Below are 21148 nucleotides of genomic sequence, written 5' to 3'. Positions count from 1 at the left end.
AGATTCAATGGCTAATCAAAAATTACTTTTAATTGATGGTAATTCGATTGCATTTCGGGCGTTTTATGCCCTGTACCGTCAACTTGAAAATTTTAAAAACGCAGATGGTTTACATACTAATGCCATTTATACTTTTAAAAATATGCTCGATGTTTTACTTAGTGATGTTCAGCCTGACCATATTTTGGTTGCGTTTGATGCTGGTAAAACCACTTTTAGAACTGCCATGTATAGTGATTATAAAGGTGGCAGGCAAAAAACCCCGCCTGAACTGTCTGAGCAATTACCATATATTCATGAACTATTACATGATTTGGGGATTGCTACGTATGAATTAACTGATTATGAAGCAGATGATATAATTGGTACTTTTTCAAAAATTGGTGAAAAAAACAATTTTGAAGTAACCATAGTAACTGGGGATAAGGATTTAACACAATTAGCATCAGATAAAGTAACAGTAATGGTGACTAAATCAGGTGTACTGAACCTGGAAGCATATACGCCAGAACATATGAAAGAGGTTAATGGAGTAACACCTACTGAGTTTATTGATATGAAAGCTCTAATGGGAGATAATTCAGATAATTATCCTGGTGTGACTAAGGTTGGACCTAAGACTGCTGCACAGCTTATTCAAGAATATGGTTCAATTGAAAGCTTATATGAACATGTTGATGAATTAAAAAAGTCAAAATTAAAAGAAAATTTAATAAAGGATAAGGATAAGGCCTTTTTGGCTAAGAAGCTTGCTACAATCAATTGCAGTACACCGGTGACGATTGGTCTTGCTGATTTGAAAAAGAGAAGTGTTGATTATGATGCATTACGTCATTTTTATGAAAAAATGAATTTTCGTAAATTTCTAAATGATTTAGAACCGTCGCCTAAATTATTGGAGCCAAATGACAGTGCTTATCAAGCATCTAATGTTGAATTTACTGAATTAACCGATAAAAACCTCGCCTTAAAGGTCAAGGAAGCTGAGACGATTAGCTTTTATTTAGGAATGCTGGGGGCAAATTATCATTCAGCTACTTTTGTTGGTTTTGCTTTTGCGATTGATAAGCAAGTTTATCTTAGTCGCGATGTAAATCTTTTAAAGAATAACGAACTAAAAAGTATCCTAGAGAATGAAAAAATCAAAAAAAATGTTTTTGATTTAAAAAGAACAATGGTTGGTTTAAGACGTTTAGGTATTCAAGTTCAAGGAATCGAATACGATATGCTCTTAACTTCATATCTGATTAATAATGAAAATAATTCTGATGATATGGCGGAAATTTGCAACATGTATGGTGATAATTCAGTAAAACATGATCATGAGGTATACGGTAAGGGTAAAAGTCAACAAATACCTGCTGATGATCAGTTGCTGTATAATCATCTTGCTACCAAAGTTGAAGCTATTGCTAGCTTAAAAGAATCGCTCTTGAGTAAACTTAAAGACCATGAACAAGATGACTTATATGCAAGTATTGAACTGCCTGTAGCTCGAGTATTAGCAATTATGGAGATTAACGGGATTAAAGTTCAAGCCCATACTTTAACTGATTTGCAGCAAGAGTTTGCCGTTGAACTCAAAAATTTAGAAAGAAAAATATATGAAGAGGCCGGCGAAGAGTTTAATATTAATTCACCGAAGCAATTAGGTCATATTTTATTTGAAAAGTTGGGGTTGCCTGCTATTAAAAAAACAAAAACCGGTTATTCAACTTCAGTTGATGTTTTAACACAATTGCAAGATCAAAGTCCCATTATTGCTGATATTTTAACTTATCGGCAAACTGCCAAAATTCAGTCAACCTATGTTAATGGGTTACTTGATGTAATTAAGCAAGATGGACGAGTTCATACTCGCTATCTACAGACTTTAACAGCAACTGGGCGTTTATCCTCTGTTGATCCCAATTTACAAAATATTCCTACTCGGACACAGGAAGGTAAGCAGATTAGAAAAGCCTTTGTACCAAGTGATCCAGCTGGTTACATTTTTTCTTGCGATTATTCTCAAATAGAATTACGGATTTTAGCTCAAGTTTCTGGTGATGAGCAAATGCAAGAAGCTTTTAGAACTGGCTATGATATTCATGCGCATACTGCTATGAAAATTTTCAAATTGAAATCTCCAGCAGAAGTAACCCCATTAATGAGGCGCAGAGCCAAAGCAGTTAATTTTGGTATTGTTTATGGCATTTCAGATTATGGGCTATCCAAAAATTTGAATATCAGTCGTAAGCAAGCTCAAGAATTTATCGATAATTACTTTGAACAATACCCCCAAATTAAAGAATACATGGATAAAGCGGTTCAAATAGCTCGTGAAAAGGGTTATGCTGAAACTATTATGCATCGCCGGCGTTATTTACCAGATATTCACGCTAAAAACTTTAATATTCGATCATTTGCTGAACGTACTGCAATTAATTCGCCAATTCAAGGATCTGCAGCAGATATTATTAAAATTGCGATGATTAATATGCAACGCAAGTTAGATGAACTTCATTTAAAAACAAAAATGGTTGTTCAAGTTCATGATGAATTGATTTTTGATGTTCCTAAAGATGAGTTAGCAACTATCAAAGAGATTGTTCCTGCAGTGATGCAATCAGCAGTACATTTAGATATTCCATTGGTTGCTGATTCAGGCTATGGTCATGATTGGTTTGATGCAAAGTAAGGAGATAGATCAATGCCAGAAATGCCAGAAGTAGAAACAGTTCGCCGAACTCTTCTTCCTTTGGTTAAAGGAAAAACGATTCAAGCAGTTACGGTGTGGTATCCTAAAATTATTGCTAGTGATTCTGAGCAATTTATTCAGCAATTAGTAGGTAAGAAAATCGAAACGATAGATCGTTATGCAAAATATTTACTAATTCGTTTAAGTGGTCAATTAACTATTGTTTCTCATTTGCGGATGGAAGGTAAATATCGTTTAGTAGAGGCTAATATACCTAAAGATAAGCACGATCATGTTCAAATAGCTTTTACAGACAAAACAGCATTACGTTATAATGATGTCCGTAAATTTGGACGCATGCAATTGGTTAAGACTGGTACAGAAAAGGAAGTAACCGGTATTAGTAAATTGGGCTGCGAACCTAATTCATCTGAATTCACTACACAGTACTTGATAAATGCACTTAGTCGCAAAAAAAAGAATATAAAAAATGCACTGCTTGACCAAACAATTGTTGCTGGACTTGGTAATATTTACGTTGATGAGGTATTGTGGCAGACAAAAATTCACCCACTAAGTTTAGCCAATCAAATTCCGCAGTTTCAAGGACATCAATTGCACGACAATATTAATGAACTAATTGACTTGGCCATAAAAAAGCACGGCACAACCATACATACTTATCTTGATGCAAACGGTGATACGGGCGATTTTCAAAAATTACTGAAGGTATATGGACATAAAGGTGAGCCTTGCCCACGCTGTGGGGTTTTATTAGAAAAAATCAAGGTATCAGGACGTGGTACTACATTTTGTCCCGATTGTCAGGTGATTTATAAGTGACTATCGTGATAGGCTTAACTGGTGGAATTGCTAGCGGGAAGAGTACGGCAGATGCATTCTTTCATAAAAAGAAGATACCAGTTATTGATAGTGACAGAATCGCTCATGAGCTTTTAAATATAGATCATGCAGGTTATAAAGTTGTAGTGACAGAATTTGGATGTAATATTTTAAATTCAGATAAATCAATTAATCGTGCAAAACTTGGGCAAATAGTTTTTAATGATAAGCAGCAATTGAAAAGGCTGAATGCTATTACACATCCATTGATTTTAAAAGAAATTCAGGCTAAAATTACTCGATATAAAAAGCTAGGTGAGTTGATTGTTGTTCTTGATGCACCACTACTTTTTGAATCTAAAGCTCGAAATTTATGTGATTGTAGTATTTTAATTGCTTTACCAGAGGGTGAGCAAATCAAGCGTTTAATGGTACGAGACAATTTAACTGAAAAAGATGCGATAGCTCGAATTAATAGCCAGATGTCGTTAGCCCAAAAAGCAAAGTTGGCTGATTATGTAATTTTAAATACCAGTACAATAAAAGTTTTAGAAACTAAATTAGATAAATTGATTAGTAAAATAATTAAGGAGTCAGAGTATGGAATGTCCTAATTGTCGACAAAATGCATCTCGTGTCATTGATTCACGACCTAGTGATGAAAATAGATCAATAAGACGGCGAAGAGAATGTGAAAATTGTGGTTTTCGGTTTACTACTTTTGAACGAATTGAGACAACACCTTTATTAGTAATTAAAAATGATGGTACACGGGAGCCATTTAACCGCAAAAAAATACTTCATGGTGTAATGGCTGCTGGACAAAAACGGCCCATTACTAGTTCTCAATTTGAACAATTAGTTGATCATGTAGAAAATAAAATTAGACAACAAGGAATTAGTGAGATTTCATCTAAAAAAATTGGAAAATTGGTTATGGATGAATTAGCTGAATTAGATGATGTTGCCTATATTCGGTTTGCATCAATTTATCGTGAATTTAAGGATATGTCTAGTTTTATGAAGACAATGGAAGATATGATGGCCAAAAGAGAGAAGGGTAATTAGTCATGTTTATGACGCCCAATCCTAAACAGCCTTTTTTAATTATTAATCGGGTAGAAATTTCTATAACTGCACTGCGTATTCTAGTTAAGTTATATCAACCATTAATTGGCTCGTTAGCGCTAGCTTTATATTTAAGCTTAAATGAGGATTACCGTCCACAAATGATTCTGTCAGATGCACATGGACTGTATAGTTTACAAGAACAACTAGACTGCGACCTCAAAAGCTTGTTTATCGCATTACATAAGTTGGAAGCTGTCGGATTAGTTCAAACAAAATTACTCGATAATAAAATTATGGGTCAAGTTTTAACTTTTCGTTTGGCAGAAGTACCCAGTAGTAGTGAATTTTTTGCCACAACACTATTAGCTAGTTTATTAAAAGAAAAAGTTGGTGTTACAGTTTTTCAAAAGCTAAGTAGTGATTTTGCACATGAGAATAAGCAAAATAAAAATACTGTGACCGGATTGGCTAATGCGCAAGATATATCCGCTTCATTTATGGATGTTTTTAGTTTGCCAAAAGCAGAGGCAATCGATCCTTCACCAGAAGTCAAACAAGCAGTGCGTGAAAACCAGGTTGGTCAAAATCAACAAGCAAGTATCAATCAACAAGACAGTATTGATTGGGATTTTATGAAACAGCAATTTGAAATATATCAAATCCCAAATAGTGAAATTGATAAAAATCGTGAAGCAATTCGTGGTCTAATGCGGACATATGGTCTAGCCGAACAAGAATTTGTTGATGAAACTTTATCTTGTTTGCACGGTGAATATCAATTGAACATGCCATTAATTAAGCGAACGATTGCAAACACCATTCATGGTACAGATACGCAGCAACAGAATCAAAAACGGACGTTGCAAGCAGATTCAACTTTTAATGATAAGCAATTTAGTAAAAAAGAACAGGAAATTTTGCAATTAGCACATGAAAAAACTCCGGCGCAATTTATCTATTACTTAAAAAATGAGAGTCATGATTTTGTTGATGCAAGTGAATATCAATTACTTGATAATTTATATAACCAGAAAGGCATTTCAGCAGACTTGCTTAATATATTAACGTATGTTTGTCTGCAAAGTAGCCCTAAGCTTTCTTATAATTTAACTAATACGATTTTACATGATTGGCTGCAACATGGGGTACATTCAGGAGAACAAGCCTTAGAATATATTGCTAAAAGAAAACAGGCTAAACAAAAGAATAAAGTTAGTCATTATCGTAACTATAGTAAAAAATCAGTAGAAAAGGGTACCGATTGGAGTAAACGTCAGGCAAAGAATGAAACTGATGTTTCAGCAGATGATTTAAAGAACTTCTTTAAGAATTTTGAAAGTGAAAATGGTATGAAGTAGGTAAAAAATGCGTACAATAAATCAGCTAATAATTAAAAACAATTCAAAACTAACTAAGAAAAATAATTTTGACGAGATTCGCAAGCAAATTTTAGCTGATCCTAAAATTAAAAAATTTATTAATGTTTACCGAGATAAAATAACGGATGAAATGATTAATGCGAGCCTCTCTAGTTTATACGAATTTTATATCTCGCAGCATCATAAAGATCCAGTAATTGTTGGCTATCGTCCAGAATTGATGTTAAGTAGCAATGCCATCACACTTAAATATGTTCCTGAAGAAAGCAAATTAGCTCAAGATAGAGATCATAGTATCAAAAAGCATGTTCGTTTAATTAATTTGCCACTAAATTTGCATAACGTACGTTTAAGTCAAGTGGAAGTGACTGCAGGACGCAGAACAGCTATTGCTAAAATTCAAGAATTTTTGAGTCTATATAAAACAAATGTTCATCAAAAGGGTTTGTATTTATCAGGCGATTTTGGCGTAGGCAAGACTTATTTACTAGCTGGTCTTGCTAATTCGATAGCAGCGATGAATAAACAGGTTATTTTTTTGCATTTACCAACTTTTATTGCTAACTTAGCGAGTCATTTTGGCGACAACAGTTTAACAAATGAAGTCCAGCGCATAGCTCACTGTGACTTATTGATTTTAGATGATGTTGGTGCTGAAACATTAAGTCAATGGTCAAGAGATGAAGTTTTGGGCATAATTCTTCAGGCACGAATGGACAATGAACTGCCGACCTTTTTCTCTTCTAATTTTGCAATGGCAGATTTAGAAGAACATTTTAAGGAAACCAAAAATGCAATTGACCCAGTAAAAGCAGCGCGACTGATGGAGCGTGTAAAGACACTCGCAACTGAAATAATTGTATCCGGACCCAATCGGCGTAGTTAATTTAATAAATATTGGTGGATTTCTTTGCTTTTTAAAAAATTATTGCAATTAAATGTTAAATATGTATAATTGTATTAAATGAATGAACATGATGTTGCTCGTATCAGAGAGAAAGACGGTATTCTGGAAGTTTTTTATTAGAGTCGACACCCCACTTATTCATTGTTAAAGAGTAAATAATTGGGTGAATTCCACTATCGATTCAGAAAGAGTGGGCTAGACAGAACTAGCCTAAATTGGGTGGAACCACGCTAAATACGTCCCAGTGCATAATGCACTGGGACTTTTTTTATTATTTGGAGGAAATATGAGCTTTTCAATTATTTTACCAGATGGATCAAAACGAGCTTTTGAACAAACAGTCACTATTAATGAATTAGCACACAGCATTTCAACTTCTCTTGGCAAAGCAGCACTTGCTGGTAGAGTTAACGGACAACTTCATCCAGTAGAATATGAATTAAATCAAGATGCTGAGGTTGCGATTATTACTGATCGGGATGAAGAAGGTTTAAATATTTTAAGAGCTAGTGCAGCTTTTATTTTTGAAGCAGCAGCGAAGAAAGCTTATCCAGAGTTACGCTTAGGTGAACATGGGACTGAGACAGATGGGTTCTTTGTTGATACTGACAAAGAAAACCAAATCAAGATTAGTGAATTACCTGAACTTGAAAAAGCAGTTAAGCATTTAATTAAGGCTGGTGAAAAAATTGAAGCAGTGACAATGTCACGGGCAGAACTTCAAGAAATTTTCAGAGATAATGCTTTTAAACTTGATTTACTGCAAGCTGAAGCAAGCGATGAAATTACAGCATATAGGTTAGGTGACTTTATTGATTTTGGCTTTGATATTTTGGTATCAAATACTGGTAAAATTAAGCAATTTAAATTATTGTCAGTTGCGGGTGCTTATTGGCAGGGGCAGTCATCTAATCCAATGCTACAAAGAATTTCTGGAACGGCTTTCTTCAAAAAGGCTGATCTTGAGGCTGATTTAAAGCGACGTGAAGAAATTAAAGAACGTGATCACCGTACAATTGGGCGTGATCTTGATTTATTCTTTGTTGATCCTAAAGTTGGTGCAGGATTACCATACTGGATGCCAAAAGGAGCAACTATTAGGCGCGTAGTTGAGCGTTATATTATTGATCGTGAAGTTGCTGATGGTTATCAACATGTATATACCCCCGTTCTTTTAAATGTAGATGCGTATAAGACCTCAGGTCATTGGGCACATTATCGTGATGATATGTTTCCTCCAATGGACATGGGCGATGGTGAAATGCTTGAAATTCGCCCAATGAATTGTCCGTCACACATTCAAATTTATAAGCATCATATCCGTTCATATCGTGAATTGCCTATTAGAATTGCTGAATTGGGAATGATGCACAGATATGAAAAATCTGGTGCTTTGTCAGGTTTGCAACGAGTACGTGAGATGACTTTAAATGATGGTCATACTTTTGTTACGCTTGACCAAGTACAAGCAGAATTTTCTAAGATTTTGAAATTAATTATGGACGTTTATAAGGACTTTGATATTACTGATTACTATTTCAGACTGTCATATCGTGATCCGAAGAATACAGAAAAGTATTTTGCTAATGATGAAATGTGGGAAAGAAGTCAATCAATGCTTAAAAAAGCGATGGATGACATGGGACTTGACTATGTTGAAGCAGAAGGTGAAGCTGCTTTTTATGGTCCGAAGTTAGACATTCAAACTAAAACAGCTCTGGGTGCTGACGAAACAATGTCAACAATTCAACTCGACTTTATGTTACCAGAAAGATTTAATTTGACTTATATTGGGCAAGATGGGGAAGAGCATCGCCCAGTGATGATGCACCGCGGAATTGTAGGCACAATGGAACGCTTTATTGCTTATTTAATTGAAATTTATAAAGGTGCCTTTCCAACGTGGCTTGCTCCAGTTCAAGTTGAAGTAATTCCTGTTAATCTTGATGCGCATTCTGATTATGCTAAAAAGGTTCGTGATGAATTAAATAAGCGTGGTTTTAGAGCAGAAGCAGATTTACGTAATGAAAAATTAGGTTATAAAATTCGTGAATCGCAGACACAAAAAGTTCCTTATACCTTAGTTTTAGGTGACAATGAAATGAAAGCAAATGGTGTTAATGTTCGGCGCTATGGAACGGAGGAAGAAGTAGCCAAAGGTTTAGACCAATTTATTCAAGAAATTGATCAAGATGTTAAATCTTATTCACGCAAAAAATAAGTAATTAAGAGCTACTTTGAAATTTGTTGAGCAGCCGTTGTTTTATTATTGGGAGAGTCAATATGAAGAAAATTTTTGACCTAGTTCCGGTATTAATCAGTCTATTTTTGTTAGCAGGTTGCAGTCAGCGAGTTTCTGATCAAGATGTTTTAAAGAATGCACAAGCTTCTAAAACAATTACATGGGGAATTGAAAGTGATGTCAGGCTATTCAGTTTAACAGATGTTAGAGATTATCAGGAAAAAGGTTTTGACGTTGATGTGGCTAAAGCTGTAACGAAAGAAATTTTAGGCTCACGTGGTCAAGCTAAATTTGTTTTAGCAACTGCTCAGTCAAGAATTCCACTTCTTAAAAATGGTAATGTGGATGCTGTAATTGCCACAATGACTATTACGCCGCAGCGCAAGAAACTGGTAAACTTTTCACGTCCATATTTTGCTGCGGGGCAGTCTTTGCTAGTTAGAAAAGATTCTAAAATAAAAAACGTTCATGATTTAAAAGGGAAAACCGTTATTGGAATTATTGGTGATAATTCAGTTGAAGTAATTAAAAAAATAGCCCCGCAAGCTAAGGTGGTGCAAATGCAAGACTATGGTCAAGCAGTTGTTGCATTAAAAGCTGGTCAAGGGGATGCCCTTTCCAGTGATAACGGTGTTTTATATGGTCTTGCGGTTGAAAGCCCGACATTAGAGGTGCGCGGAGGGACCTTTACCCATGAACCCTATGGAATTGCCATTAACAAGCATCAAGAAAAATTCGAGCGTGCTATTAATCGGGCAATTGTAAAAATGCAACATGATGGCCAATATAATCGTTTAATTAAAAAATGGTTTGGTCGAGTTCCTGGATTTAATTATAAAACTCTTTATAATTAAATTGATTAGCTACAATTTTGATATTACTTTAATAAATATAATACTTTATTTATTAAAACAATTTGACTAGTTAGTAGAAGACGTGTATAATCACATTAGTTGAGAACAAGAAGAAGCATCCCGCTTCTCGCCTAAGTTAAGTTGACCTCTGGGCTAATCGATATTTTCTGTTGATTAAGAGCGGGTTACTTATTACCCGCTCTTTTCTTGTCCTCAAGTTAACTATGGAGGTGAAGAATTATACCAAGGAATTTGATATTAAACGACCAAATTCGCTCACGCGAAGTTCGTTTAATTAATGAAGATGGTGAACAAGTTGGTGTTGTAACCAAAGCTGAGGCTTTACGCCAAGCAAGTGTTGCAAATTTAGATTTAGTTCTAATTTCGCCTAATGCCAAACCACCAGTTGCTCGTATAATGGACTACGGTAAATACCGTTTTGAACAACAAAAGAAGGTTAAAGAATCACGCAAAAAGTCAAAGACAGTTAGTGTGAAGGAAATACGCCTAAGTCCAACAATTGAAGGCAATGATTTTAACACTAAATTAAAGCATGCGCAAAAGTTTCTTACTAAAGAAGGAGCTAATGTTCGTGTTTCAATTAGATTCAGGGGTCGAGCTATTACTCATAAAGAATTAGGACGTGATGTGCTAGAAAAAATGGCAGAAGCCACTGCGGACATTGCTACTGTTGTAAGCAAGCCAAAGATGGAAGGTCGTTCAATGTTCTTAATACTTGCTCCCAAGAGTGATAAAAATAAATAGTTAATTTGGAGGAATTAGAAATGCCTAAAATGAAAACCCACCGCGCTTCAGCAAAGCGTTTTAAAAGAACTGCTTCTGGTCAATTAAAGCGTCATCACGCTTTTACTGGTCACCGTTTCCACGGTAAGACTAAGAAACAACGTCGTCATTTGAGAAAGGCTACTTTAGTTTCGCGTAGCGACTTGAAGCGCATCAAGCAGATGCTCTCACAAATGCGTTAATTATTAAAGTAACAGCGATATTTAGGAGGAATTTTAGATGCCAAGAGTTAAGGGTGGAACAGTAACACGTAAACGTCGTAAAAAGATTATGAAGCTCGCTAAGGGTTACCGGGGCGCAAAGCATATGCAATTTAAAGCTGCAAGTACACAATTATTCGTATCTTACAGATATGCATTCCGTGATCGTAGAAGACGTAAGAGTGACTTTAGAAAGTTATGGATTGCGAGAATTAATGCTGCAGCAAGACAAAATGATCTTTCATATTCTAAGTTAATGCACGGCTTGAAAGTTGCGGGTATTGATATCAACCGTAAAATGTTAGCCGATATTGCATATAGTGATTCAAAGACTTTTGCACAATTAGCTGAAACTGCTAAAAATGCTTTAAAATAAGTTAAAGAATGGCGCGGTTGCGCCGTTTTTTTATGTCAAAATTTATCACTTGAAGCTTATTCTCTGATATATTAGACTATGGACATGTTAATGAAGGGAAAGTTAAATGTTATTTAGACCATGTTATACAATTGATACAATTTATCATTTAGATACCAATGTACTTCATCAAATGGGTATTAAAGCGGTATTTTCAGATCTAGATAATACTCTTTTGGCTTGGGATAAGTTTGAAACAGCCAAGGAAATGGACATGTTAAATCAGCGTTTAAAAAATGCTGGGATTAAATTGGTGGTAATTTCAAATAATAATGCCAAACGAATTAGCAAGGTCCTTACCCCCTACCATATTGAATTTATCGCTAAGTCAAGGAAACCCTTACCATTTGCAATTACAAGAAAAAGGGAAAAAATGGGTTTAGCATCTAATCAGGTAATGATGGTTGGCGATCAGTTGATTACTGATATACAGGCAGGAAATTTTGCTGGCGTTAAATCAGTTTTAGTCAAGCCATTGGTTAAGACCGATAAGTGGAATACGCGTATTAATCGTTTTTTAGAAAAATTAATTTTTTTCTTTTTAGCACTTTCCCAGCCGATAACTTTTAAGGAGACATTAAAAAATGGATGACAAAATTATTTGTATCGGTTGTGGCGCTGTGTTGCAATCTGATGAAATTAATGAAGCAGGATACTTGCCAGCTAAGCGATTAAAAGATGCTATTGATACCGAAGATAATGATATCTATTGTCAAAGATGTTTTCGTTTGCGACATTATAATGAAATTATGCCAGTTGCCATTGATAACGATGACTTTTTAGCACTACTTAATTCTTTAGCTGAAAAAAAATCATTAATTGTTAATGTGGTAGATTTGTTTGACTTCACGAATTCATTATTATCTTCTCTAACTCGTTTTATTGGGGATAATGATTTTATTTTAGTTGGTAACAAATTTGATTTATTTCCTAAAAACTCACGTCAAAGTAAAATTAAAGACTGGATGAGACAAGAGGCAAATCGCGTTGGCTTATTCCCTAAAAAAATATTTTTAGTCAGTGCCAAAAAGCAAAAAAATTTAGCTAATTTAATTTCATATCTAGACAAGCGTTCTCAAGAGCAAGACGTATATTTTGTGGGTATGACTAATGTCGGCAAGTCAACTTTAATTAATGCAATCATTAATCAAATGGGCGATATTAAGGATCTAATTACAACTTCACGCTTTCCTGGTACAACACTTGACAAAATTGAAATTCCTTTGGAAAATGGTCATTTCTTAGTTGATACTCCTGGAATAATGTCTGAAAATCAACTGGCTACGCGTTTGAATGCAAGAGATTTAGCGGTAATTTCGCCGCAAAAGCCAATGAAGCCAGCAACATATCAATTACGGCTCGGCAATACATTATTTTTAGCTGGTTTAGGTAGAATCGACTACTTAAAAGGTGAACCTACAAGTTTTACTGTGTATGTTGCACGTGATTTATATGTTCATCGTACTAAGACGGAAAATGCTGATGAATTTTATCTAAAGCATTTAGGTGAATTGCTTGTCCCGCCAGCAGACACTACTGATTTACCTGCACTTAAGGGACAAGAGTTTCATACTAGTGTCAAAAGTGACTTATTATTTGGTGGTATTGGTTTTATTACGGTACCGGCAAATTGCTTAGTTAAAATATACACACCTAACCGCATTGGATTAGGAATTAGACGTGCTTTAATATAGAGGAAAAAATGGTTGCGATTGCAAAAGATTTAAAAAATAACTCTGTAGTAGAGGTTCAAGCAGAAAAATTAAAGGCACATGATGGTAAGCAAATTGGTATTTTTGGTGGCACATTTAATCCAGTTCACATTGGACACTTGCTTGTAGCAGAACAAGTATTAAGTAAGCTGCATTTAGATGAAATTTGGTTTATTCCGACCAATATACCTCCGTTAAAAAATACGCCAATTGTTTCCGCTCAAGATCGAGCAAATATGCTAGAATTGGCTACGCAAAATAATGCGCGGTTTCAGGTTAAGTTGTTTGAATTATTTCGTGGTGGCGTCTCATACACTGTAGATACCTTACGTTATTTACATGAAATCTACCCCGAGAATCGTTATTATTTAATTATGGGTAGTGATCAAGTTAATCAATTATTTGAATGGAAAGAGCCAACTAAATTAGCCCAATTGGCCACTTTGGTTGGGATACAGCGTGCCGGCTATCCCCAAAAGGCAAGGTTACCAATGATTTGGGTAGATGTACCAGGCATTGATGTAAGCTCAACCTTAGTTCGGCAAACTATTGCAGTGGGTGGTTCAATTAGATACTTAGTACCAGAAACAGTTTTAAATTATATTCAAAAAAAGGGATTATATTATGAGTGATTTGTTTTTTGAAAATACTTATTCACCATTATCTAGCAATGAAATAATAACTAAAGAAAAAAATAATATGGATCAAAGTCGGTTTAATCACTGTGTTAGAGTCAGTGAAACAGCAAGAAAATTAGCCAAATTGAATCACTATGATGAAAATAAAGCAGCTTTAACCGGTTTTGTTCATGATTATGCTAAACAAATTCCAGCTGATGAATTTCGTAAAGTAATTAAGGAACAAAAGATGGACCATGACCTTTTAAATTGGGGTCCAGCTATTTGGCATGGTATGGTAGGAGCATATTTTGTGCAACGCGACTTAAAAATTATAGATTCGGAAATTCTCAATGCTATAAAGCGTCATACAACAGCTGACGTCGAAATGACCCTGTTAGATAAAATTGTTTTTATGGCTGATTATATTGAGCCGGGAAGGACTTTTGCTGGAGTTGAGGAAGCACAAGAGGTTACGTGTAATAACTTAGATTCGGGTGTGGCTTACCAACTAGCACATACTCTTGAATTTTTGATAAAAAAGAGAGATAAAATTTACCCCCGTACTCTAGATGCGTATAATGTGTGGAGTACTAAGGAAAATAATGAGGAGAAAAATTGACTAGTAAAGATATTTTAACATTTACATTAAAGGCAATTAGTGATCGCCATGGTGAAAATACTGTTGCCTATGATATGCAAGGCTATAGTATTCTGGCTGATTACTATGTTGCAACAAGTGCAGGTTCTAATCGTCAACTACATGCAATTGCCAATGCAATTATTGATGCAGCACATCTGGCTAACTTTAACGATTATCGCGTTGAAGGATCTAGCGAGTCAAATTGGTTATTACTTGACTTAGGTGATGTTGTGGTTAATGTATTTACAGAAGAAGCTCGTGATTTTTACAACGTTGAAAAATTATGGACTGATGGTAAAAAAATAGAAATAAAGGAAGACTAGCTGAATATGAGTGTTGTTGGGATCATTGCAGAATATAATCCCTTCCATAGTGGACATGAGTTTTTAATGAATCAAGCACGTTATCTTGCTGGTAGTAGAGATCCAATTGTCGTCATTATGTCGGGTAACTATGTTCAAAGAGGCGAGATGGCGATTATTGATAAATGGGCAAGAGCACAGGCTGCATTAGAAAGTGGTGCTGATTTGGTTTTTGAATTGCCATTTTCTACGTCAGTCCAGCCAGCGGACCTTTTTTCGTTAGGTAGTATTGATCAGTTAGTTAAACTAGGGGTTAGCGACTTAGTTTTTGGGGTTGAAGATGCTAGCCAAAATTTTGCTTATTTGGGTGGTAGAATTGCTGAGATTCCCCAAAGTCATATGGATTTTAATGATTATAGTCAAACATATTCGACGCAGTATAATCAAATGGTTGCCCGTGAAGTTGGCCATGAGGTTAATGAACCAAACGCTATTTTAGCTCTAGCATATGCAGTTGCTAATCACAATCTTGGTGAACCATTAAGTTTGCATCCAATTAGTCGTATTGGTGCAGGGCATGATGATTTATTGCATGACAGTGGAGTAGTCCAAAGTGGCAGTGCTATTAGGAATATTATTTTGCATAATGGAGCAAATATTGACCTTAATCAATGGTTACCTGAAAAAGAAGTTGAAAATTTACAGCAACAAAAAGTGTATCCAAATTGGAATATTTTATTTCCATTTTTAAAGTATCGGCTTGAATCAGCGACATACACAGAATTGCGACAAATTTATCAAATGAGTGAAGGGCTTGAATATAAGATGAAACATGAAATTCATTTAGCTCAAACTTTTACAGAATTTTTACGGCGAATCAAATCTAAAAGGTATACATATTCACGGCTACGACGCTTGAGTTTATATACTTTGCTAAATGTTACACAAGATGATATAATTGCCAGTTTTAATAATGAGGCGATTCTGCTACTTGGTTATAGTAAGATAGGTCAAAAATATTTGAAACAGATTAGAAAAGAAACATCGGCTAATATTGTATCTAAGGTCGACCAAAAAAATACTAAGACTGGTTCGTTGCATTTGCAAAAGCGAGTTGATCGGCTATTCGAGCAGGTTATGCAGACTGATCAAAACTTTGGGCGTCGTCCTTTGGAGGTATAAAATGTTATCACTTAGTTTTTCACAAATAGTAAAGAGTTCAGCTCCTTTGACCCATATTGAATGTGCTGTAAATGTAAGACCAGAATTTTTACAGCGTAGTCAAAAGTTACTTTATAAAGTTGAAAATGTTCAGTTTGTTGGTGATGTGTTTTATAGCGAGCCCTATGTAACAGGCAATTTTCAAGTTACAGCTAATTTAGTTGTTCCTTCCAGTCGGAGTTTAGAACCAGTAGAATATTATGAAAATTTCAGGTATAGTGAAAGTTATACTACTACTGATATACCTAAAGAAGAGCTCGATGAAAGTGATATACCAATTGTCAAAATCGAAGATGACAATATAGATTTACAAACTGCGATTGAAGACAATATTTTACTGCATATACCCGTCACTATTTTGACACCTGAGGAAGAAAAAGATAATATTTATCCTCAAGGTAATGGTTGGACTGTCATTTCAGAAGCAGAATTTAATAAGGGTAAATCAAACCAGATAAATCCGGCTTTTGCCAAACTAAAAAATTTATTTAATCAGAAAAATGATAATCAGGATGCAGAGTAATTAAAAATAAAAATCAAAATCAAATCAGAGTTAGTCTTAACCTGATTTTTTTATCTTGTTTTAAAAGCATTTTTAAAGTATGCTTAACTTATAATTAGGTTATAATGCTGGTTTGTATTTAATAATTATGAAAAGGAAGAAAAAATGGCAAGAATTTTAATTGTTGAAGATGAAAAGAACTTAGCACGCTTTGTTGAGTTAGAACTTAAACATGAAAATTACGATACAGTAGTTGAAAGTAATGGTCGTAAAAGCTTAGAGCTTGCATTAAAAGAAGATTTTGATGCAATTTTGTTAGATTTAATGTTGCCTGATTTAAATGGCTTGGAAATTGCGCGTCGCGTTCGTCAAGCTAAGAGTACACCTATTATTATGATGACTGCTAGGGATTCAGTGATTGATCGCGTATCAGGTTTAGATCATGGTGCGGATGACTATATTGTGAAGCCCTTTGCAATTGAAGAACTTTTGGCTCGTTTGCGCGCAGTTTTGCGTCGGGTTAAAATCGAAAAAGAAGCATCGGATGGCACAATTGAAAAGAAAGTCATTAAGTTTAAGGATATGACTATTGAAACTGCAAATCGAATTGTTCGTCGTGGTGATGGTAAAGCTGTTGATTTGACCAAGCGTGAATACAATCTTTTGATGACCTTAATCAAAAATAAGAATAACGTAGTTAGTCGTGATCAATTGTTATCAAAAATTTGGGGACCAGGTTCAAATATTGAAACAAATGTTGTTGAAGTCTATGTACGCTATTTACGTAATAAGATTGATGTTCCTGGACAACAATCATATATTAAGACCGTTCGCGGTACCGGATATATGGTAAGAGATGAGGACGATGAAAAAAAATAATCAAAAAAATATAAAAGAGACCAAACACTCGTCCTTAATCGTCCATTGGGTAAGTGTCGTTGCATTAACGATTATGGTCTCTTTTATTGTATTTTCAGTAATTATTTATTCTATCGTTGACCAGCAATCAATGACGCAACAAAGAGAAACGTCTGAAGAAATGATGATCAAGCTAAATGAAAATCTTACGCGTATCCCACATGAATTGCAGATTTCTAATGTTGTACCATCATTGACCCCATCTATCCGTAATATTTTACAAGGAAATCCTGCAATTAGTGATAATGATCATAGTACAAATGCATTTAATGATGACCTTTTGTCATCTTTAACTAATCCAGATTTAAATGTAGTGGTCTATAATCTGGAAAAAGAAGACGTTTTTGATAATGGTAGCAATATTCCTAAGTTTAAAAATTTCCAAGGTGACTACCTAATGGAAAAAGTCTATCAAAATCACCATCGGCAGTTAGTGACCTATCAAAAAGTTAGATCGATTCAAACAGGTAAAATTACGGGCTATATTGTTGTAGCAAACAAAATGACGTATTATAACGGATTAATGCAGAAACTTCTCAAATGGATGGTACGCATCTCGGTTATAGCAATTATTTTATTTATAATTATTTCTCTGATAATTGTGTTAGGCATTGTTAAGCCCGTTAAAGAGATGTCTAAAGTTGCTAGAGAAGTTAATGATGATCCTAATAGTACTGTTAGAATCAAAGATTTTCATCGTCACGATGAATTACAAGAATTAGCCGTCTCCTTTAATCAAATGTTAGATCGCATGCAAAGATATATTGATCAACAAAAAGAATTTGTTGGTGATGTTTCACATGAATTGCGTACACCAGTTGCAGTCATCGAAGGACATTTAAATATGCTAGAGCGCTGGGGTAAAGATGATCCTGAAATCTTAGCTGAATCAATTAATGCTTCCTTGCAAGAAGCGAAAAGAATGCAACACTTGATTCAAGAAATGCTTGATTTAACACGGGCTGAACAAATTAATGTGCAATATCCTAATGCAGTTTCTCGTGTAGCAGATGTTTTGCGTCGTGTGACCGGAAATATGGCAATGGTTCATACTGACTTTACAATTAGCCTTGATATGGACGATTTGCCGCTCGAGACGGAAATTCAAATATATCAGGGTCACTTAGAACAATTGCTTGTTGTGCTGATTGATAATGGCATTAAATATTCTACTGACCGTAAGGAATTAAATATTTCAGCTGGGCTAGATCAAAATGAAGTCCATATTATTGTTCAAGATTATGGGGAAGGAATTTCAAAGTCTGAGCAAAGTAAAATCTTTAATCGCTTTTATCGTGTAGATAAAGCTAGAACAAGAGAAAAAGGTGGCAATGGTCTAGGGCTTTCAATTGCTCAAAAACTGGTAACTAGTTATCATGGTACGATTAGCGTTGAATCTGTTGAAGGACAGGGAAGTCAATTTATTATGATTTTTCCTGTATTGAGTAAGGCCCAAGCTCAAAAATTACGTCAACGTGAACAAAGTAAGCAAAAAAATAAGTAAATTAAAGCGCTTTGGTAGTAGTTTTCGATTATTAAATAAAGCGAAATTGCTATACTTATAATCACTTACTGTTAAAATTTATATTATAAAAATGCATGATTTCATTATTAAATAAAATCATGCATTTTTTAGTCTTTATGATGCTTTTGTTGTTTGCCTTTATTGCGGTTACGTAAATTTTGATGTAACTGATTCGTTTGCTCATTTTTCTGTGAGCTAGTGGTTGGAGAACTTAGCAAATTAGCAATTTTATCCTTAGTAACAATTTCTTTTATCGGTTCGTTTTGTAATTCAGTATCAACTTCTTGTTTAACTTTTGGCATAATAATAAAAGTTACAATTATCTGTTGAATAACTGAGAAAAAGTTACCGGCAGCCCAATATAAAGCAACAGAACCAGATACAGAAAGTGAAATAAACAAAGTCATCAATGGGTTCATTAGAATCATGTATTGCATTTGCTTTTTTTGCTCTGGTGGAATACCGATTAATGAAAGGTATCCTTGTAGAAATGCAAAAATAGTAGCCATAATTGTTACTAATAGCGAACGCTCACTTAAGGAAATACCAAAGAAAGTTGAATGAGCTAATGTGCTAGAAAACATAACTGCTTGATAAATTCCTATCATAATTGGAAACTGAATAATCAGCGGTAAGCAACCCATTCCGCCAGTTAAAGAGAGGTTGTTTTTCGAATACAATTCTCTTTGCCAGCCTGCTAGAGTCATCTGCTGTTCTTGGGTCAAATCCTTGCGTTTCATCGCTTCTTGAATTAATTTCATTTGTGGTTGGACCCGAGCCATTTTTTCTTGTTGCGTAGTAGCTTTCTTTTGTTGGTTAAGCATTAGTGGCAATAACACCATTCTGACTATAAAAGTCATTAAAATAATAGCCCAACCAGCTCCATTAGCACCACCAATCAGCGTAGAACAACGTAGCATAATATTTTGTAAAGGCTGACCAATCAAGTTGAAAATCCAGCCATAGAAGCCACCCCGAGGTGGTAGAGTAGATGATTTTGTAGTTTGCGAACATGCAGTGACAATTAACATGACTGCCAAGCAAAGGACAATCAAACTGATATATTTACGATATTTTTTCATTAAATTCACCATAGTATTTTTTTTAGTCAATATCTAATATAATACATGAAAATCATTCATTTTGGCTATATTTGTCATTTTTTCTTTTTTAATTTTTGTAATATGTGCAAATTGGGAAATATTTTGCGGAAGTGCAAAACAAAATTGATTGACTTGGTCAAGTGTTGTTTGCAAAATGATGGTTACAGTTTGATCACTATTATTACATACTGTACCATTAATTTTCATTTTTTGAGCTAAATTTAAAACACTCCAACGAAAGCCTACGCCTTGAACGATACCTGAGACTGTTAGACACCAAGTTTCAGTTGGTGAACTACTTGATTTAGCTGGTTGCTGTTTTTTAAATAATCGCATAATTTTTCCTTTCTGTAGCTACGATTTTGATTTTAACATTTAATCCATTTAATCCTGGGTTATAATAAAATTTGAAAGAAGATGCTTAACCGATGCAACAAATAAGTTCAGTAAACAATAAGTTAATTAAAGACTTAGTAAAATTAAAGCAAAAAAAATATCGTGAAGAAACTGGTCTATATATAGTTGAAGGATTTCATTTAGTTGAAGAAGCTTTCAAAGCCTCTCACGGATATATTTATTTATTAGGTACAGAAGAGACCATAGTTCAAGTAGAGCAAAAATACCAACTTGATTATACATCTTCTAAAAATATTATTATTAATTCAGCAATTGCTCGTCACTTATCAAGTACAAAAAGTTCGCAAGAAATTTTTATGGTATTAAAAATTTCTCAACCCAAAGTTTATTCATTTAATTATGGAAAGTGGGTTTTGCTAGATCATTTGTCTGATCCAGGGAATGTGGGTACTATTATCAGAACAGCTGATGCTGCTGGCTTTGATGGTGTTATTTTGTCACCAGAAAGTGTAGATCTTTATAATCCCAAAACGCAACGAGCAATGCAAGGTAGCCAATTTCATATTAAACTAATTGTCCAAGATTTGTTAACGGTAATTGAAATATTTAAAAATAATTCAATCCCAATATATTCCAGTGTATTAGATTCTTCAGCTAAGCAGCTGCAAGAGTTTAATTCCGTCTTGCAATTAGGGTTGGTAATTGGCAATGAGGCGCATGGTGTTAGTTCTGCCGTTGCGCAAATTAGTGACCAAAAATTATATATTCCAATTAAAGGAAAGGCAGAGTCGTTAAATGCAGCAGTTGCTGCTGGTATTATGATTTATTATTTTGCTTAGTAATTCACTTGTTT

Annotated in this window: 23 protein-coding genes and 1 other annotated feature; of the genes, 21 read left to right on the top strand and 2 right to left on the bottom strand. The window is 34.6% G+C overall.

Annotated elements, in window-relative coordinates; all coding sequences use genetic code 11:
* The first annotated feature begins 7 nt into the window (after window positions 1-7).
* From polA to F5ESL0237_RS05015, 20 genes are all read left to right on the top strand, one after another.
* Complete coding sequence (gene polA, locus F5ESL0237_RS05110) at window positions 8-2680, top strand: DNA polymerase I (RefSeq protein WP_122024824.1); 2673 nt, start codon at window positions 8-10, stop codon at window positions 2678-2680.
* A gap of 12 nt (window positions 2681-2692) precedes the next feature.
* A complete protein-coding gene (mutM, locus tag F5ESL0237_RS05105) occupies window positions 2693-3523 on the top strand; it encodes a bifunctional DNA-formamidopyrimidine glycosylase/DNA-(apurinic or apyrimidinic site) lyase (RefSeq protein WP_122024823.1) in 831 nt (276 codons plus the stop codon).
* The gene (coaE, locus tag F5ESL0237_RS05100) at window positions 3520-4137 is read left to right on the top strand and encodes a dephospho-CoA kinase (RefSeq protein WP_122024822.1); all 618 of its coding nucleotides are present in this window, start codon (window positions 3520-3522) and stop codon (window positions 4135-4137) included. Before mutM ends, coaE begins: the two co-directional genes overlap by 4 nt.
* Window positions 4124-4591, top strand: coding sequence for a transcriptional regulator NrdR (gene nrdR / locus F5ESL0237_RS05095; RefSeq protein WP_090092894.1), 468 nt, complete (start codon window positions 4124-4126; stop codon window positions 4589-4591). The genes coaE and nrdR overlap by 14 nt, the downstream gene beginning before the upstream one ends.
* Window positions 4592-4593: 2 nt before the next feature.
* Window positions 4594-5952 carry a DnaD domain protein gene (locus F5ESL0237_RS05090; RefSeq protein WP_122024821.1) on the top strand — a complete coding sequence of 453 codons (1359 nt, stop codon included), beginning with the start codon at window positions 4594-4596 and terminating at the stop codon, window positions 5950-5952.
* A gap of 7 nt (window positions 5953-5959) precedes the next feature.
* The gene (gene dnaI / locus F5ESL0237_RS05085) at window positions 5960-6859 is read left to right on the top strand and encodes a primosomal protein DnaI (protein ID WP_122024820.1); all 900 of its coding nucleotides are present in this window, start codon (window positions 5960-5962) and stop codon (window positions 6857-6859) included.
* Between the two features lie 307 nt (window positions 6860-7166).
* Window positions 7167-9101 (top strand): threonine--tRNA ligase, encoded by a 1935-nt coding sequence (thrS, locus tag F5ESL0237_RS05080; RefSeq protein WP_122021979.1) that lies wholly within the window; start codon window positions 7167-7169, stop codon window positions 9099-9101.
* 62 nt (window positions 9102-9163) lie between these two features.
* Entirely contained in the window at window positions 9164-9976 is an 813-nt protein-coding gene (locus F5ESL0237_RS05075; RefSeq protein WP_122024819.1) for a transporter substrate-binding domain-containing protein, read from the top strand.
* Between the two features lie 101 nt (window positions 9977-10077).
* Window positions 10078-10190: a sequence feature (ribosomal protein L20 leader region), on the top strand.
* Between the two features lie 38 nt (window positions 10191-10228).
* Window positions 10229-10741, top strand: a complete 513-nt coding sequence (gene infC, locus F5ESL0237_RS05070; RefSeq protein WP_090092887.1) for a translation initiation factor IF-3 — start codon at window positions 10229-10231, stop codon at window positions 10739-10741.
* A gap of 20 nt (window positions 10742-10761) precedes the next feature.
* The gene (gene rpmI / locus F5ESL0237_RS05065; protein WP_090092886.1) at window positions 10762-10962 is read left to right on the top strand and encodes a 50S ribosomal protein L35; all 201 of its coding nucleotides are present in this window, start codon (window positions 10762-10764) and stop codon (window positions 10960-10962) included.
* A 37-nt stretch (window positions 10963-10999) separates the two neighbouring features.
* Window positions 11000-11356: a 50S ribosomal protein L20 gene (rplT, locus tag F5ESL0237_RS05060; RefSeq protein WP_090092885.1), complete on the top strand. Its 357-nt coding sequence runs from the start codon at window positions 11000-11002 to the stop codon at window positions 11354-11356.
* Between the two features lie 106 nt (window positions 11357-11462).
* Window positions 11463-11987: a YqeG family HAD IIIA-type phosphatase gene (locus F5ESL0237_RS05055; RefSeq protein ID WP_122021977.1), complete on the top strand. Its 525-nt coding sequence runs from the start codon at window positions 11463-11465 to the stop codon at window positions 11985-11987.
* Complete coding sequence (gene yqeH / locus F5ESL0237_RS05050) at window positions 11980-13089, top strand: ribosome biogenesis GTPase YqeH (protein ID WP_122024818.1); 1110 nt, start codon at window positions 11980-11982, stop codon at window positions 13087-13089. Before F5ESL0237_RS05055 ends, yqeH begins: the two co-directional genes overlap by 8 nt.
* 8 nt (window positions 13090-13097) lie before the next feature.
* Window positions 13098-13739: a nicotinate-nucleotide adenylyltransferase gene (locus F5ESL0237_RS05045; RefSeq protein WP_122024817.1), complete on the top strand. Its 642-nt coding sequence runs from the start codon at window positions 13098-13100 to the stop codon at window positions 13737-13739.
* The gene (gene yqeK, locus F5ESL0237_RS05040; RefSeq protein ID WP_122021974.1) at window positions 13732-14346 is read left to right on the top strand and encodes a bis(5'-nucleosyl)-tetraphosphatase (symmetrical) YqeK; all 615 of its coding nucleotides are present in this window, start codon (window positions 13732-13734) and stop codon (window positions 14344-14346) included. The genes F5ESL0237_RS05045 and yqeK overlap by 8 nt, the downstream gene beginning before the upstream one ends.
* Window positions 14343-14690 (top strand): ribosome silencing factor, encoded by a 348-nt coding sequence (rsfS, locus tag F5ESL0237_RS05035; RefSeq protein ID WP_090092877.1) that lies wholly within the window; start codon window positions 14343-14345, stop codon window positions 14688-14690. Before yqeK ends, rsfS begins: the two co-directional genes overlap by 4 nt.
* Window positions 14691-14696: 6 nt before the next feature.
* On the top strand, window positions 14697-15851 hold the full coding sequence (locus F5ESL0237_RS05030; RefSeq protein ID WP_122021973.1) for a nucleotidyltransferase: 1155 nt from the start codon (window positions 14697-14699) through the stop codon (window positions 15849-15851).
* Window position 15852: 1 nt separating this feature from the next.
* Complete coding sequence (locus F5ESL0237_RS05025; protein ID WP_122021972.1) at window positions 15853-16413, top strand: DUF177 domain-containing protein; 561 nt, start codon at window positions 15853-15855, stop codon at window positions 16411-16413.
* Between the two features lie 144 nt (window positions 16414-16557).
* The gene (locus F5ESL0237_RS05020; protein WP_090092872.1) at window positions 16558-17271 is read left to right on the top strand and encodes a response regulator transcription factor; all 714 of its coding nucleotides are present in this window, start codon (window positions 16558-16560) and stop codon (window positions 17269-17271) included.
* Window positions 17249-18814 carry a HAMP domain-containing histidine kinase gene (locus F5ESL0237_RS05015; RefSeq protein WP_122021971.1) on the top strand — a complete coding sequence of 522 codons (1566 nt, stop codon included), beginning with the start codon at window positions 17249-17251 and terminating at the stop codon, window positions 18812-18814. Before F5ESL0237_RS05020 ends, F5ESL0237_RS05015 begins: the two co-directional genes overlap by 23 nt.
* A gap of 128 nt (window positions 18815-18942) precedes the next feature.
* Here F5ESL0237_RS05015 and yidC read toward each other — a convergent pair whose 3' ends face one another.
* A complete protein-coding gene (gene yidC, locus F5ESL0237_RS05010; RefSeq protein ID WP_122021970.1) occupies window positions 18943-19917 on the bottom strand; it encodes a membrane protein insertase YidC in 975 nt (324 codons plus the stop codon).
* 33 nt (window positions 19918-19950) lie between these two features.
* Entirely contained in the window at window positions 19951-20274 is a 324-nt protein-coding gene (locus tag F5ESL0237_RS05005) for an acylphosphatase (RefSeq protein WP_122021969.1), read from the bottom strand.
* Window positions 20275-20366: 92 nt separating this feature from the next.
* Here F5ESL0237_RS05005 and F5ESL0237_RS05000 point away from each other — a divergent pair, with 92 nt between their 5' ends.
* On the top strand, window positions 20367-21134 hold the full coding sequence (locus F5ESL0237_RS05000) for an RNA methyltransferase (RefSeq protein ID WP_122021968.1): 768 nt from the start codon (window positions 20367-20369) through the stop codon (window positions 21132-21134).
* Window positions 21135-21148: the final 14 nt, after the last annotated feature.

The organism is Lactobacillus sp. ESL0237 (assembly GCF_003692985.1).
Classification (GTDB): Bacteria; Bacillota; Bacilli; order Lactobacillales; family Lactobacillaceae; genus Lactobacillus; species Lactobacillus bombicola.
This window is presented reverse-complemented; position numbering and strand designations above follow the sequence as displayed.